Below are 14508 nucleotides of genomic sequence, written 5' to 3' on the forward strand. Positions count from 1 at the left end.
GGGCGCCAGCGTTGCATTCGAGCAACAGTTGACGATGCGCAAAAGTTCCGCACGCCCTTGCTTTGGCGGAAAACCACAGGCAAACGACGGTTCCAGCAGGCTGCAACGCGGGGAGACTCAGTTGGATATCAGCATCGATTTCATGCGGCGCATTGCGCATGCCGCCGCGGCCGAAACCTTGCCGCGCTTCCGCAGCCAGGGCGCGGTCGCCAACAAGGAGCAAGGCAGCTTCGACCCGGTCACCGAGGCCGACCGCGAGGCCGAGCGGGTCATCCGGGCGCTTATATCAGCGGAATATCCCGATCACGGCATCCTTGGCGAGGAGCATGGCAGCGAGAACATTTCCAGCAGGCACGTCTGGGTGATCGATCCGATCGACGGCACGCGCGCCTTCATTTCCGGCCTGCCGGTGTGGGGAACATTGGTCGGGCTGACAGTCGACGGCGATGCCGTTGCCGGCATGATGTCGCAGCCCTTCACCGGCGAGCTTTTCTATGCCAACGCGTCCGGTGCCCATTATGAAGGCCCGGGCGGACCGCGAAGGCTGACGACACGCAAGACGGCAAGCCTCGCCGAGGCGACGCTGTTCACCACCACGCCGGCACTGTTCAAGGGAGACGCGCGCCTGCGCTACGACCTGTTCGAGCAGCAGGTCCAGCTCGCCCGCTACGGCACCGACTGCTATGCCTTCGCCATGGTCGCGGCGGGAAGCGTCGACATCGTCGCCGACCCCGGTTTAAAGCCCTACGATATCGTCGCGCTGATCCCGATCATCGAGAAGGCCGGCGGCGTCGTCACCACCTTCGAAGGCGGACCGGCGGAAAGGGGCGGCGACATCCTGGCTGCGGCAACGCCGGAGCTTCATGCCGCCGCGATGGCGGCGCTGCGTGGCTGAACCGGCTGGGCAGCTGGCGATTGCGGGACCAAGGTGCCCACCGGCGATGTAGCCCACGCTCCTGACAGGAAGATGTCAGCAGCTCTCTGCTATGGAGATCATGCCACGGGGAGGTATTCATGTCGACGCAGTCAACAGCCAGCCGTTCCGAAAATGCTCCAGCAGACGGCCGGGCCGATTTCGATCTCTTCTTCGCACGCTGGAACGTCAGCCATCGAAGGTTGCAGAAGCGGCTGCAAGGCGACACGAACTGGGACGTGTTTGGCGGGACATGCGACGTGCGCCCGATCCTTGGCGGCCTCGGCAATGTCGACGACAATGTGATTGAATTGCCCGGCGAGGCCTATCGCGCCGCCACGCTGCGGACGTTCGATCCGGCGACGAGACAATGGTCGATCTGGTGGATCGACGGCCGCAACCCGGCAACCATCGATGTTCCGATGCGCGGCACCTTCGAAGCAGGCGTCGGCACGTTCCTGTGCGACGACGTCTTCGACGGACGCAATATCCAGGTTCGCTTCCTCTGGTCGCGGATCACTGAAAAATCGGCGCGCTGGGAGCAGGCTTTTTCACCGGATGGCGGCAAGACCTGGGAGACCAACTGGATCATGGATTTCGCCCGGCAGGGATAGGCCGACGATCGAGGTTGGCAGGCATTTTTCAAGCCGAGGCATGGACTTCAATGACTTGGAGCGCTCTTGGAGCGTCCGGAGGGAGTGCGGCACTCAATCAGGCGGTGTCGTCGCTTCCCGGGATGAAGGCATCGAAGGCGGCAAAGAACTGCTCGCGATAGAAGTCGGCTTCCTGCAATATTTCATGGCGTGCACCATCGATCACCAGCAGCGAACCGAGGCGCAGACGTCTGGTGTAGGTTTCCACCGCCTTGGTCGAGACGACCTGGTCGGCACCGGCGGCGATCACCAGCAAGGGTACCTGGATCCTGGCCATGAAGTCGGGATCGCTGATGGCCTCGGAGGCCTGCGCCGCCGCTTTCAGCCAGCGTATCGTCGGGCCGCCGAGCGCCAGCTGCGGGTAGGTTTCGTAGATCAGCGTGTTGCGTCGGTACCGCTCTGGATCTGATGTCACCATGTTGGCGGCAAACGGAATGATTCTTCTGGGCCGCGGACCCCAGGCGGCATAAAGCTTGCCAAGGCCCAGCAGACAGAACAGCGAGCACAGGCGGCGAACGGTGGTTGTCGAGACCGGCAGGTCGGGGACGGCCAGGAATGGCGCGATCAGCACCATGCGCCGTACGCGGTTCACCATCGACGGTGCGGCAAGCAGCGTAATCACCGCCCCAGCCGAATGGGCCAATATGTAATATGGCCCCCGGCAGTCGGGCAGCACGATCTCCTCGAAGAACTGTTCCAGGTCGCCGGTATAGTCGAAGAAGCTCCGGACATAGCCGCGCTCGCGGTCGCTGATCAGCCGGTCGGAACCGCCCTGGCCGCGCCAGTCGAGGGTGGCGACGCCGAAGCCGCGATCGGCAAGGTTGCGGATGGTCTCGAAATATTTTTCGATGCACTCGTTGCGGCCGGTCAAGACGACCACGGTGCCCTTCATCGGGCGGGCAACGGCGGGAAAGAGGCCGTAGCGGATCTTCTTGCCATCGCGCGTCGTAAAGAAACCACCGGCCGCATTTTCCGGTAGCGGATTGCCCGGAATTTCGCGGAAGAGGGGAATTTTGTTGAGGAGGTCCGTCATTCGCGCTGCGTTTGTGTGTCGCTGCCTGCATGGCGCAAGCTTTGGTAGGCATAGACGCCCATGCAGCAAAAGCAAAGGAATTCCGGACGCGTTGGAAAGGCTGAACGAGGCAGCCAGCGAGTGAGGCCGAAAGCAGCTTGCGGCATGCTTCCGGCCCCCGTCGATCCGGGAGGAAGGGACGTTACACCCGGTCGGCGCCGTTGCGGCATCTCGCGCGTGACACCGAAAATCGGACCCGATTTTCGCTGTGAATCATGCGCAATCAAAGTGTTACAGCGTCCTTGCGTGTCCGAGAGGACGCGCGACGCCGTAACCGCCGCCTGTTCCTTGATCCTGGAAGCAGTCTACCGCCACTTAGCTGAACGTCCGCCGAAGCCGCGGTTCATCTGCCGTTCATCGAGAAATCTTGAAATGCTTTCAGGTGTTCCCCAAATGTCTGCTGTGGCCGCCAATGTCGGGGCCGCTGGCCTATTCGGAACGCCGTCACGGGTTTCGCACCGGCCATACGCAAACTTTGTTGCTCAACAGGAGAACACACTATGCGTCACGTTGATTTTTCCCCGCTCTATCGTTCGACCGTCGGTTTCGACCGGCTGTTCACCATGCTCGATTCGCTTGCGCAGCCCGAAGGTGCGCAGACCTATCCACCCTACAACATCGAGCGCACCGGTGAGGATTCCTATCGCATCTCGATGGCGGTCGCCGGCTTCTCGGACGACGAGCTCTCGATCGAAGCTCACCGCAATGTCCTGACCGTCAAGGGTGAGCGCAAGGAAGGGGGCAATGGCGAAGGCTCCGAACTGCTCTATCGCGGCATCGCCAGCAGGGCCTTCGAGCGCCGCTTCCAGCTTGCCGACCATGTTGAAGTCGTCGGCGCCTCGCTGAAGAACGGCCTGCTCTTCGTCGATCTCAAGCGCAATATTCCCGAGGAGCTGAAGCCCCGCAAGATCGCGATCACCGCGTCTTCGGCGAAGGCCAAGCAGATCGAGGCCAAGACCGCCGCGTAAGCTGCGTCACAAGACGATCTCAGGGACGAAGGGCGGCGCTTGGCGTCGCCCTTTTTTGTGGATGTGGATAAGGTGCTATCCAGCAATTAGCTGGCCAAAGCGGTCGACCTCTTCGGCCGTGGTCGCAAAGCTGGTGACGAAACGGTAGAGCGCCTCGTCCTCGCCGATGTGGCCGTCAAGGCCATGCGGCACTCCCCATTCGTAGAATTTGGCGCCGGCGGCCTGCAACCGTTCGGCATTGTTGCGGCTGAGGATTGCGAAGACTTCATTGGCCTGGGGAAGCCAGGCGAGCCGGGCCGAAGCAGAATCCTCAATTGCTGCCGCCAGCCGAGCCGACATGGCGTTGGCGTGTCGCGCGGTTTCCAGCCACAGATTGTTGGCGAAATAGGCTTCGAACTGGGCCGAGATGAAGCGCGACTTGGAAAAGTTCTGGGCGGCGCGCTGGCGCAACAGGCGCAAATCATGCCCCAGGTCTGGATTAAGAACCACGACTGCGTCGGCCATCCAGCAGCCGTTCTTGGTGCCGCCAAAGGAGACGATGTCGACGCCGCTCTTCCAGGTCATTTCCGCCACACTGGTGTCTATCGCGGCAATCGCGTTGGCGAAGCGCGCGCCGTCCATATGCAGAGGCAACCCGTGACGGTGGCTCACTTCGGAGATGGCTGTGATCTCGGCGACGGTGTAGACGGTGCCGACTTCAGTCGCCTGCGTGATCGTGACCGCCATCGGTTGGCCGGCGGGAGCCAGGTCTTGGGAATAGCGCATGATGGCCCGGTCGAGCGCCTGCGGATTGATGCGCCCCAATGGACCCGGCACCGGCGACATGCGCGCCCCTCCGGTGTAGAAGCCCGCCGCGCCGAATTCATCGACGGTCATATGCGCTTCGGAATGGCAGAAGGCGACGCCGCCAATTCGGTTGCACGCGCTCATGGAGAGGGCGTTGGCCGCCGTACCGGTTGCGACGAAGAACACTGCAACCTCGCGTTCGAAAATTTCGCTGAAGCGCCGATAGATGGCGCGGTCCAGGTCGCTGTCGCCGTAAGCAGTGGCAGCACCTGCGGCATGCCGGGATAAATTGGCTGAGATGTCGGGATGGGCGCCTGCCCAATTGTCGGAAGCGAAATTCATGCGTTTGCCTGTGCTGGGAAAATCGATGCAACCTTGGCCGCTTTCGCATGCCGCTCGCAAGTGCCAAGCGGCGGAAAAGCGGTAAAGCCAGCGAGAGGCCGGGACACAGGCGGACGACCGAAGGTTGCGTTTTGGTACGGTCGCGCGTAATTTTCTGTCTCTAAATGCCTAAGATTGTTGTGAATCGGTCTTGTGCGCATCCGCAATTTCTGTCATAAAAATTTAGGACAGTAGTGCTGTCTTATTTTGTCGCACAAAAACAGGCTGGATTGGCGTATCATTGGGCCTCTCCGGCCGTTGCCGCGAGCGACAGGTAGACAGCCCGGCTCTGGCCTGTACGATTGCCGGATGCGAACCAGGCCGCCTGGTTTGGCAAGGATTTCGCAAGACGTGCCGTAAGGATGAGAGGGAAGCTCATGCGCTTCCCAACGGAAACCAGCGCCCTTAGGGCTGGGAATGGAGGACAGGATGATGACGGAAATGACGCCATCTGCGACGAACGGCCCGGCCGCGCAGACGAAAGCGCCAGCTGTCAAAAATCGGTCCATCGCCACTGGCCTGACCAATATCGGGCGCACCCATACCGGTTTCGCCGCCCAAGGCCTTTACGACCCCCGCAACGAGCACGATGCCTGCGGCGTCGGCTTCATCGTCAACATGAAGGGCGTGAAGTCGCATCAGATCGTCAAGGACGGCCTTGCGGTGCTCGAAAACCTGACGCATCGCGGCGCCGTCGGCGCCGATCCGCTGATGGGCGACGGCGCCGGCGTGCTGGTGCAGCTTCCCGATCGCTTCTTCCGCGAGGAGATGGCCAGCCAGGGCGTCGAACTGCCCAAGCCCGGCCATTACGCCGTCGGCCATGTGTTCATGCCGCGCGATCCTGAGCTTCAGGCGCATATCGAAGGCATCATCGCCGAGGTGGCGCAGCTTGAAGGCCAGCCGCTGCTCGGCTTTCGCGATGTGCCGGTCGACAATTCATTGCTGTCAAAGGCGCCTGATATCGCTGCTTCCGAACCGGTCCAGCGGCAGGTGTTCCTGGGTCGTGGCGCCGAGATCGAGAGCGACGACGATTACGAGCGGCGGCTCTACATCCTGCGCAAGGTCATTTCCGGTCGCATCCATGAAGAGACCAAGGGCGTCGACAATGGCTTCTACGTCGTGTCGATGTCATCGCGGACCATCGTCTACAAGGGCATGTTCCTGGCCTATCAGGTCGGCGCCTACTACAAGGATCTGACCGATCCGCGTTTCGAGACGGCGCTGATCCTCGTCCACCAGCGTTTTTCGACCAACACCTTCCCGTCGTGGAAGCTGGCGCATCCCTATCGCATGGTCGCCCACAATGGCGAGATCAATACGCTGCGCGGCAACGTCAACTGGATGGCGGCGCGGCAGGCCTCGGTCGATTCCGAACTGTTCGGCAACGACATCTCCAAGCTGTGGCCGATCTCCTATGAGGGGCAGTCGGACACCGCCTGTTTCGACAATGCGCTCGAATTCCTGACGCAGGGCGGCTACTCGCTCGCCCATGCGATGATGATGCTGATCCCGGAAGCCTGGGCCGGCAACAAGTTGATGGATCAAGATCGCAAGGCCTTTTACGAATACCACGCCGCCCTGATGGAGCCGTGGGACGGACCGGCCGCAGTAGCTTTTACCGACGGCCGCCAGATCGGCGCCACGCTCGACCGCAACGGGCTGCGCCCGGCGCGCTACATCGTCACCGACGACGATCGCGTCATCATGGCTTCGGAAGCCGGCGTGCTGCCGGTGCCGGAGGAAAGGATCGTCAAGAAGTGGCGGCTGCAGCCCGGCCGCATGCTGTTGATCGACCTGGAGAAGGGCCGCATCGTTTCCGATGAGGAGATCAAGTCGGAGATCGCGACCAGGCATCCCTACAAGAGCTGGCTCGCCAACACCCAACTCATCCTCGAAGACCTGAAGCCGGTCGAGCCGCGCGCGCTGCGCAGGGACGTCAGCCTGCTCGATCGCCAGCAGGCGTTCGGCTACACCCAGGAAGACACCAAGCTGTTGATGTCGCCGATGGCAACCACCGGCCAGGAAGCGGTCGGCTCGATGGGCACCGACACGCCGATTTCGGCGATGTCGGACAGATCGAAGCTGCTCTACACCTATTTCAAGCAGAACTTCGCCCAGGTCACCAATCCGCCGATCGACCCGATCCGCGAGGAACTGGTGATGAGCCTGGTGTCCTTCATCGGGCCGAGGCCCAACATCTTCGACCTCGTTGGCAATTCGCGTCGCAAGCGGCTCGAAGTGCGCCAGCCGATCCTGACCAATGGCGATCTGGAGAAGATCCGCTCCATCGGTCATACCGAGGACCGTTTCGACACCAAGACGATCGACATCACCTATGCTTCGAATGAAGGCGCGGCCGGCATGCAGGGCGCCATCGACCGGCTGTGCGAGCGCGCTGAAGCGGCGGTCGCCGGCGGCTACAACATCATCATCCTGTCCGACCGTCAGCTCGGGCCGGACCGCATCGCCATTCCGGCACTTCTGGCCACGGCGGCGGTCCACCATCATCTGATCCGCAAGGGATTGCGCACGTCGGTGGGGCTCGTCGTCGAGTCCGGCGAGCCACGTGAGGTGCATCATTTCTGCTGCCTTGCCGGCTACGGCGCCGAGGCGATCAATCCTTACCTGGCCTTCGACACGCTGCTCGACATGCACAAGCGCGGCGAGCTGCCGGCGGAGGTCGACGCCTACGAGGTCGTCTCCCGCTACATCAAGTCGATCGGCAAGGGCATTCTCAAGGTGATGTCGAAGATGGGCATCTCGACCTACCAGTCCTATTGCGGCGCGCAGATCTTCGACGCGATCGGGCTGAAGACCGATTTCGTGCAGAAGTATTTCACCGGCACCGCGACGCTGATCGAAGGCGTCGGGCTGGAAGAGATCGCGGCCGAGACGGTCAGCCGCCACGCCGACGGCTTCGGCAACGACCCGGTGCTGCGCAACAGTCTCGAGGTCGGCGGCGAATACATGTTCCGCATGCGCGGCGAAGCGCATATCTGGTCACCCGATGCCGTGGCCACCCTCCAGCACGCCGTGCGCCAAGGATCGTGGCAGACGTTCAAGGACTATTCCGCTCAGATCGACAGCGAGGCGGCGCGGGCGCAGAGCATTCGCGGCCTGTTCAAGATCAGGTTCGCCGAAGAAACCGGCCGCAAGAAGGTCGCGCTCGACGAGGTTATGTCGGCGGCCGATATCGTCAAGCGGTTCTCGACCGGTGCGATGTCCTTCGGCTCGATTTCCAGGGAAGCTCACACCACGCTGGCGCGCGCCATGAACACGATCGGCGGCAAGTCGAACACCGGCGAGGGCGGCGAAGAGGCCGACCGCTACCTGCCGCTGCCGGGCGGCGGCAAGAACCCCGAGCGGTCGGCGATCAAGCAGGTCGCTTCCGGGCGGTTCGGCGTGACGGCGGAATATCTGGTGAATTCCGATGTGATGCAGATCAAGGTCGCGCAAGGCGCAAAGCCCGGCGAGGGCGGTCAGCTGCCCGGCCACAAGGTCGATGCCACCATTGCCAATGTCAGGCATTCGACGCCCGGCGTCGGCCTGATCTCGCCGCCGCCGCACCACGACATCTATTCGATCGAGGATCTGGCGCAGCTGATCTTCGATCTCAAGAACGTCAATCCGGCGGCTGATGTCTCGGTCAAGCTGGTGTCCGAAGTGGGCGTCGGCACGGTTGCGGCCGGCGTCGCCAAGGCGCGCGCCGATCACATCACCATTTCCGGCTATGACGGCGGCACCGGCGCATCGCCGCTGACCTCGCTCAAGCACGCCGGCAGCCCGTGGGAAATGGGCCTTGCCGAGACGCACCAGACGCTGGTGCTCAACGGCCTCAGGTCGCGCGTCGCGCTGCAGGTCGATGGCGGCCTGCGCACCGGTCGCGACGTCGTCATCGGTGCATTGCTTGGCGCCGACGAATTCGGCTTCTCGACCGCGCCGCTTATCGCGGCCGGCTGCATCATGATGCGCAAGTGCCATCTCAACACCTGCCCGGTCGGCGTCGCGACGCAGGATCCGGTGTTGCGCAAGCGTTTCAAGGGCACGCCGGAACACGTCATCAACTTCTTCTTCTATGTGGCGGAAGAGGTGCGGGCGCTGCTCGCCGAGATGGGCTACACCCATCTTGACCAGATCATCGGCGACACCGAACTCTTGGAGAAGCGGGCGCTGATCCAGCACTGGAAGGCGCGCGGGCTCGATTTCAGCAAGATGTTCTTCAAGCCGGATGCCCCGCATGAGGCGGTGCACTGGACCGAGCGGCAGAAGCATCCGATCGACGGCGTGCTCGACCGCAAGCTGATCGAGCTCGCCAAGCCGGCGCTGGAAGCCAGGCAGCCGGTCAGCATCGAGCTGCCGATCCGCAATGTCGACCGTTCCACCGGCGCCATGCTGTCCGGCGAAGTGGCAAAGCGCTTCAAGCACAAGGGCCTGCGCGAGGACACGATCTCGGTGAAGCTCACCGGCACCGCCGGCCAGTCCTTTGGCGCCTTCCTGGCGCGGGGGGTTTCGTTCGAACTGATTGGCGCCGGCAACGACTATGTCGGCAAGGGCCTGTCGGGTGGACGCATCGTCATCCGCCCACCGGAGAACACGAAGATCGTCGCAGCGGAGTCGATTATCGTCGGCAACACGGTGCTCTACGGCGCGACCGAGGGCGAGGCCTATTTCTGCGGCGTCGCCGGTGAGCGTTTTGCGGTTCGCAATTCGGGCGTGGCTGCCGTCGTCGAAGGCGTTGGCGACCATGGCTGCGAGTACATGACCGGCGGCATTGTCGTCGTCATCGGCCAGACCGGCCGCAACTTCGCCGCCGGCATGTCGGGCGGCGTCGCCTATGTGCTCGACGAGGAAGGTGATTTCGCCGAGCGCTGCAACATGGCGATGGTCGAACTGGAACCCGTTCCCGAAGAAGACGACCTGATGGAGAAACTGCTCCATCATGGCGGCGACCTCGACCACAAAGGCCGCGTCGACGTGTCCGGCGACATGACTAGCCATGACGAGGAGCGGCTCTATCAGCTGATCTCGAACCACGTCCATTATACGGGTTCGGTGCGAGGCCGCGAGATCCTCGACAACTGGGCGACTTTCCGGCCGAAATTCCGGAAGATCATGCCGGTCGAATACCGCCGCGCGCTGATCGAAATGGAACGCATGCGCATGGGCGTGGCGGCGGAATAGGCTTTGGGAGTTGCCGGGAAGCGAGGCTTCCCGGTCGACGCCTTCATCAACAATCCTGGCCTCGGACTGAAGGTTGCCATGGCTGCCTTATGAGGTTAACGGGTGCGTCGTCGAGCGCGCCATCTGGACAGCAGGGACTGGACTATGGGCAAGGTAACAGGGTTTCTCGAGATCGACCGGCAGGTGCACAAGTACCAGCCGGCTTCCGACCGCATCCGGCATTTTCGCGAGTTCACGTTGCCGATGTCGGATAAGGAGGTCGAGAAACAGGCCGCGCGCTGTATGGATTGCGGCATTCCGTACTGCCACGGGCCGACCGGCTGCCCGGTCCACAACCAGATCCCGGACTGGAACGACCTCGTCTACAATGGCGACTGGGACAATGCGATCCGCAACCTTCACTCGACCAACAATTTCCCGGAATTCACCGGCCGCATCTGTCCGGCACCTTGCGAGGAAGCCTGCACGCTGAACCTTGAGGACATTCCGGTCGCCATCAAGACGATCGAGCAGGCGATCGCCGACAAGGCCTATGAAACCGGTCATATCCGGCCCTACCCGCCGGAAAAGAAGACCGGCAGGCGCGTCGCCGTCATTGGCTCGGGGCCGGCCGGCATGGCGGCCGCCCAGCAGCTTGGCCGCGCCGGCCACGACGTCCACGTCTATGAGCGCGAGAGCCGGCCGGGTGGGCTGATGCGCTACGGCATCCCCGACTTCAAGATCGAGAAGCACTATATCGACCGGCGCATCGAGCAGATGCAAGGCGAGGGCGTGAGCTTCCATTGCGGCGTCAATGTCGGCGTCGACAAACCGGTGGCGGAACTGCTCGCCGAATACGATGCTGTGCTCTATTGCGGCGGTTCGGAAACGCCGCGCCCGGCCAACATTCCCGGCGACGATCTCGACGGCGTGCATGACGCGATGCCCTATCTGGTGCAGCAGAACAAGCGCATCGGCGGCGAGCCGATCCAGTCGGTGGCGTGGCCCTCGCCGCCGATCGTCGCCGGCGGCCAGCATGTCGTCGTCGTCGGCGGCGGCGACACCGCCTCCGACTGCGTCGGCACCGCCTTCCGCCAGGGCGCCGTGCGCGTCACCCAGCTCGACATCCGGCCGCAGCCGCCGGAAAAGGAAGACAAGCTTTCAGTCTGGCCTTACTGGGCGACGAAGATGCGCACCTCGTCCTCGCAGGCCGAAGGCGCCGAGCGCGAGTTCCAGGTGGCGACGCTCGAATTCATCGGCGAGGACGGCGCGTTGACCGGCGTCAAATGCTGCGAGGTCGATGAAAAGCGCAAGCCGATCGCCGGCACGGAATTCGTCATCCGCGCGGATCTCGCCTTCATCGCCATCGGCTTTGCCGGGCCGGCCACCGTCGGACCGGTGTCGGAGCTGGCTGGCCAGATGAAGATCGCCATCGACAGCCGCCGCTCGAACAACGTCGAGGCCAATGACCGCGACTACAAGACCAGCGTCGAAAAGCTCTATGCGGCGGGCGATGTGCGCCGCGGTCAATCGCTAGTCGTCTGGGCGATCCGCGAGGGCCGGCAGGCGGCTCGTTCGATCGACGAGGCGTTGATGGGATCGAGCGTGTTGCCGCGCTGAGAGCGTTTGGAAACTCTACTCCTGCGGCCATCTGAGGGCGTTTTCTGCGCTTCCGGTGCTCACGTACTCGAATGTACGCTCCGCTCCGGTTCTCGAAAACACCCTCATATGACTCACAGGAGCGAGTTTCGAAACGGTCTCCGAGGAGCCTCGTATCAAGGATTGATCGCCGTCGTCGTGTCGCTTCCAGCGGCCGCCGCCGCAGGCTGTCCCCTGGGCGGCCAGGAAAAATCGTCGGCGCGGCCGGGCGAAGCAGCGGGCGCCTTGCCCTCGACGACAAGTTTTTCGCCAGGCCCGTCCGCCTTTGCCGGCGATGCAGCGCCGAGAAGTTCCGAGCCGCCGTCGAGTGCCGGATCGTTGAGCAGCATCGGCACGGTGCGATCGACGGCCATGGGTGTCGGCGCCGGCGCCCCGACGGGAGCGCCGGCTGGCGCATAAGCTGCCAGTGTGCCGGGGGGAGCGGTCATTCCAAGGATCTTCAGCAAGGGTTTTTCGGCATAGAAGGCGAGCTTGCGTTTGCCGGCTTTCGAGACATAGATGCCGTCGTCGGTGCGCAGGCGCACCGGCTGGCCGTTGATGTCAGGCCCGCTGGTGACAAAGGCGCCTTCCTCGTCGACGAAACCGTCCCAGATGTCGATGAATTCGCCGCCGTGACTTTCGGCCGTCGAGCGGTAGATGTCGTTGAAAGCCAGCATGTCTGAGGTCATCTTCGGCGCCTTGAAGGCCGGCATGCCGACCCACAGATATGGCACGTTGGCCGACGCAATGGCCTTACCGAACGCTTCGGTCCGGCGTTCGTATTCCTTGGTCCAGGCTTCGGACCGCGGCTGTTCGCGTTCACCGTTCACGCGCATTTGCTGCCGATCGTTGGAGCCCAGCATGACGATCACGGCCGCCGGCTTTTCGGTCTCGATCAGCGACTTGATCTGTTCGGGCCAGTTGTAGAAATCGTCACGCACGAAACCCGACGAACCGTTGCTGCGGACGACGATCCTGACCTTGGTGTTTTCGGCAAAGGCGGTGTCGAGACCTTCGGCGAGGCCGCTCGCCATGAAATCGCCGACCACCAGAATGGTGCGGGCATCCGGCGCCTTCTCGACAATCGGGACTGCCGGCTCAGCCGGCCGGCGCGGCGCGGCACGGGCCTTTCTGGCTTTTGGCTTCCGTGGCCCGATCCTCTGAATCCGTCGCGGCTGAATCAGTCGCGGCGGTTCCACCCGCTCGCTTCGGCGCAGAAACAACAAGTCGCGCAGCGACCAGCCACGCCTTTGTTCTTCCTGCGCCACGGCCGGCGTGTGAAAGACGGCGGCTGTGCTGACGGCCAGAACGGCAATAGCCAGAATCAGGATCGGCACGCGACGAAGGATCACACGGATACGCGCAGCCGAAACCAATTACCCTCTCCATCCCTTAAGAGCGCCGGACCCTCAAATCCAACCGTGCCGCCGCTCTATCTTTTTTTGAGCATCGGATTCCCCAAAACCGGTTTGGGTCCGATGCTCCAGGTCAGCCCCTATGCGAGGCTAGTTCTGCCTGAGCCATTTGAGCACTTCCATGCTCGGATGTCCGTCCTGGGTCAAGCCAGCCTTCGCCTGGAAGGCCATGATGGCGGCTTTCGATCCCTCGCCGATCTTGCCGTCGAACTTGCCGTCATAGTAGCCGTACTGGGAAAGCCGCTGCTGAAGCTCCTGCCTCTCCTCGAAGGAGAGCTTCGTGAAAGGCCGTTTCCAGTCCTGCACAAGCCCACCATAGCCGGCGATTCCGTCGGCAAGAAGGCCAACGGCAACCGCGTATTTGTCGGCATTGTTGTAGCGCTTGATGACCGAAAAATTCTTGATCATCAGGAAAGCCGGGCCGCCGCGGCCGCCCGGCACCTTCAGCGTGGCCTTCTCCGCACTATTCTTGAACGGCTTGCCGTTGACACGCGTGACACCCAGCGCTTGCCATTGCGACAGTGACTTCGATCCGGCCGGGAACTTCTTTCCGTCGGGAAGGCTGACTTCATAGCCCCAGGTCTTGCCGGCCTGCCAGCCGTTCTTCTTGAGCAGATTGGCGGCCGTTGCCAATGCATCGGGAATCGAATTCCAGATGTCGCGCTTGCCATCGCCGTCCATATCGACCGCATAGGCCTGATAGCTGGTGGGAATGAATTGGGTATGGCCCATGGCGCCGGCCCATGAGCCGCTGAGGTGGCTTTTGTCGATGTCGCCCCTTTGCAGGATTTTCAGCGCCGCGATCAACTGAGTGCGGGCAAACTTCGATCGTCTCGAATCGGCATAGCCAAGTGTTGCCAGCGAACGCACGACATTGCGCATGACATCGTCGCGCTTGAGGATTTCGCCGTAATTCGATTCCATCGACCAGATGGCCAGCAGGATGTGACGGTCGACGCCGTATCTTGCCTCGATCCTGTCTAGCCACGGCTTCCACTTCCTTGCCATCTGCTGGCCAACAGCGACCGACTGGTCGTGGACGCGGTTGTCGAAATAGTCCCAGGCGGGCGCGGTGAATTCGGGTTGATAACGCGCTTTTTCCAGCACGACCGGGTCGGCATCGCTGATGCCCTCGAATGCCCGGTCGTAAACGGCGCCGGAAACGCCGCTCCGCACCGCGGTGGCGCGGAAACTCGCCACCCATTGCCGGAAACCGGCGTCGGCAAAAGCCGATCCGGTGGGCAACAGCAAGGCAAGCGACAGGCTGGCGGCCGCAACGAAGCTTGTGAAGCGCGTTGCGGCGTTGCGAACGGTCATCTTTTCCTCCTTCTTCATCACAGGAAGATCATTCATCGCCGAACCCGGTTAGCATTTAGTTTACCATAGGTGCCGTTGGGAACGAAAAGGCGGGTTGGTGCTTTACGGACTACAATTTTTTTTCTGACCAGCCGTTCCATAATCCTAGATTCCGGCGCGAAAATGTCTCGAGGCGGGATTGCCGAACAGGCTTAGAAGCGGATAA

At 62.5% G+C, this 14508-nt stretch carries 9 protein-coding genes; 5 read left to right on the forward strand and 4 right to left on the reverse strand.

The features are described 5' to 3' along the window. The first annotated feature begins 121 nt into the window (after positions 1–121). Positions 122–895 (forward strand): histidinol-phosphatase, encoded by a 774-nt coding sequence (gene hisN, locus AC0L14_RS10480; protein WP_473486413.1) that lies wholly within the window; start codon positions 122–124, stop codon positions 893–895. A gap of 119 nt (positions 896–1014) precedes the next feature. Then, positions 1015–1527, forward strand: a complete 513-nt coding sequence (locus tag AC0L14_RS10485; protein WP_473529551.1) for a DUF1579 domain-containing protein — start codon at positions 1015–1017, stop codon at positions 1525–1527. Positions 1528–1624: 97 nt separating this feature from the next. On the opposite strand, the gene AC0L14_RS10490 is transcribed toward AC0L14_RS10485, so the two are convergent. Then, positions 1625–2599, reverse strand: coding sequence for an alpha/beta fold hydrolase (locus AC0L14_RS10490; RefSeq protein ID WP_473486415.1), 975 nt, complete (start codon positions 2597–2599; stop codon positions 1625–1627). 539 nt (positions 2600–3138) lie between these two features. Between AC0L14_RS10490 and AC0L14_RS10495 the strand changes: the two genes are divergently transcribed. Next, the gene (locus tag AC0L14_RS10495; RefSeq protein ID WP_473486416.1) at positions 3139–3606 is read left to right on the forward strand and encodes an Hsp20 family protein; all 468 of its coding nucleotides are present in this window, start codon (positions 3139–3141) and stop codon (positions 3604–3606) included. A gap of 75 nt (positions 3607–3681) precedes the next feature. Here AC0L14_RS10495 and AC0L14_RS10500 read toward each other — a convergent pair whose 3' ends face one another. Then, positions 3682–4734: a threonine aldolase family protein gene (locus tag AC0L14_RS10500; protein ID WP_473749408.1), complete on the reverse strand. Its 1053-nt coding sequence runs from the start codon at positions 4732–4734 to the stop codon at positions 3682–3684. A 471-nt stretch (positions 4735–5205) separates the two neighbouring features. Here AC0L14_RS10500 and gltB point away from each other — a divergent pair, with 471 nt between their 5' ends. Together gltB and AC0L14_RS10510 are read left to right on the forward strand one after the other, a co-directional pair. Beyond that, positions 5206–9954 (forward strand): glutamate synthase large subunit, encoded by a 4749-nt coding sequence (gltB, locus tag AC0L14_RS10505; RefSeq protein ID WP_473749535.1) that lies wholly within the window; start codon positions 5206–5208, stop codon positions 9952–9954. Positions 9955–10098: 144 nt separating this feature from the next. Then, positions 10099–11553, forward strand: a complete 1455-nt coding sequence (locus AC0L14_RS10510) for a glutamate synthase subunit beta (RefSeq protein ID WP_473529550.1) — start codon at positions 10099–10101, stop codon at positions 11551–11553. Between the two features lie 155 nt (positions 11554–11708). On the opposite strand, the gene AC0L14_RS10515 is transcribed toward AC0L14_RS10510, so the two are convergent. Together AC0L14_RS10515 and AC0L14_RS10520 are read right to left on the reverse strand one after the other, a co-directional pair. Beyond that, positions 11709–12947, reverse strand: coding sequence for an SGNH/GDSL hydrolase family protein (locus AC0L14_RS10515; protein ID WP_473749409.1), 1239 nt, complete (start codon positions 12945–12947; stop codon positions 11709–11711). A 129-nt stretch (positions 12948–13076) separates the two neighbouring features. Next, a complete protein-coding gene (locus AC0L14_RS10520) occupies positions 13077–14303 on the reverse strand; it encodes a lytic murein transglycosylase (RefSeq protein WP_473486420.1) in 1227 nt (408 codons plus the stop codon). Between the last annotated feature and the right edge of the window lie 205 nt (positions 14304–14508).

The sequence above is a fragment of the Mesorhizobium sp. WSM4841 genome, from assembly GCF_055811515.1.

What these genes read in the sequence shown, in the direction of transcription:
- AC0L14_RS10485 (WP_473529551.1), top strand. Translation starts at nt 1,015, where the DNA reads ATGTCGACGCAGTCAACAGCCAGCCGTTCCGAAAATGCTCCAGCAGAC.
- AC0L14_RS10490 (WP_473486415.1), bottom strand. Translation starts at nt 2,599, where the DNA reads ATGACGGACCTCCTCAACAAAATTCCCCTCTTCCGCGAAATTCCGGGC.
- AC0L14_RS10495 (WP_473486416.1), top strand. Translation starts at nt 3,139, where the DNA reads ATGCGTCACGTTGATTTTTCCCCGCTCTATCGTTCGACCGTCGGTTTC.
- AC0L14_RS10500 (WP_473749408.1), bottom strand. Translation starts at nt 4,734, where the DNA reads ATGAATTTCGCTTCCGACAATTGGGCAGGCGCCCATCCCGACATCTCA.
- gltB (WP_473749535.1), top strand. Translation starts at nt 5,206, where the DNA reads ATGACGGAAATGACGCCATCTGCGACGAACGGCCCGGCCGCGCAGACG.
- AC0L14_RS10510 (WP_473529550.1), top strand. Translation starts at nt 10,099, where the DNA reads ATGGGCAAGGTAACAGGGTTTCTCGAGATCGACCGGCAGGTGCACAAG.
- AC0L14_RS10520 (WP_473486420.1), bottom strand. Translation starts at nt 14,303, where the DNA reads ATGACCGTTCGCAACGCCGCAACGCGCTTCACAAGCTTCGTTGCGGCC.